We start from the raw sequence: 914 nt of genomic DNA on the forward strand, positions 1-914 counted from the left end.
TCCCGGCCGAGTACCTTCTGGTCCTGAACGATGACGGATCTGTTTCCCTGGGCAACAGCACGCTGGCCACGGCGGCCGACATCAAGGCGCTGAATGACAAGCTGGTCTGGAGTTCTCCCACCGGGGGCGACATCAAGGTCAATGAAGTCGTCATCTCCAAGGATACGGGCACGCTGGCCGCTCTTCTGGCGGATGGAACATGGCGCTATCTGGTCAACAGTGATCCCTATACGGCCGGGGATGTCGGCATCAGGCAACTGGTCTCGTCCAAGGACAGCAAGTCTCTGGCGGCGCTCGACCGGAATGGCAACTGGCATCACACCGTTGAGTCCAACCCGGCCGCAGACAGTCAGGACGTCGGGATCAATGAGGTTCTGTATTCCGGGACCAACGGCACCATGGCGTTCCTGGACTGGGATGGGACATGGCGATACGTGCTTGGGTCCACGGCCGCCGGCAATGGAGATCTGAACGCTCTTCAGCTGATCATCTCGGGTTCCACGAAAGCGCCGGCTGTGCTCGATCTGGGCGGGACCTGGCACTATCTGCTGACGCAGGCGATGGTGACGGCGCAGCAGGGGGAAACCGGCTTTCTGCGGCTGCCGATCGGCAATAACCAGTTCATCCTGTTTCAGTGGGGTGGTTTCAGTGGCACCGCAACACTGACCTCGGACAGCGGCGTTTATGAAAGCGATGTGATCCGTGTGATCTGGCCACAGGCCTTCTCGCAGATCTGGCGGGCCTTTCCGGCGGTGACGTCCGATGTGGCGACACGCGGCCAGCAGGAACAGGCCACGCTGACGGCGCAGGATGCGACGGGAGGCAGTTTCTTTCTGGCCTGCCGCACCAAGAACGCCGCCATGACGGGCGGATTTTTTGCCATAGGACTGGCCTGACATGACAGACACCTCACA

The 914-nt window shown here is 60.9% G+C and carries 1 protein-coding gene; it reads left to right on the forward strand.

Annotated features, from left to right (window positions below; genetic code table 11):
* A partial coding sequence (locus JN414_RS16395) for a hypothetical protein (protein WP_202208873.1) occupies positions 1 to 896 on the forward strand: 896 nt, incomplete at its 5' end.
* Between the last annotated feature and the right edge of the window lie 18 nt (positions 897 to 914).

This window comes from Gluconobacter sp. Gdi, assembly GCF_014132155.1.
In the GTDB taxonomy this organism is placed as follows: Bacteria; Pseudomonadota; Alphaproteobacteria; order Acetobacterales; family Acetobacteraceae; genus Gluconobacter.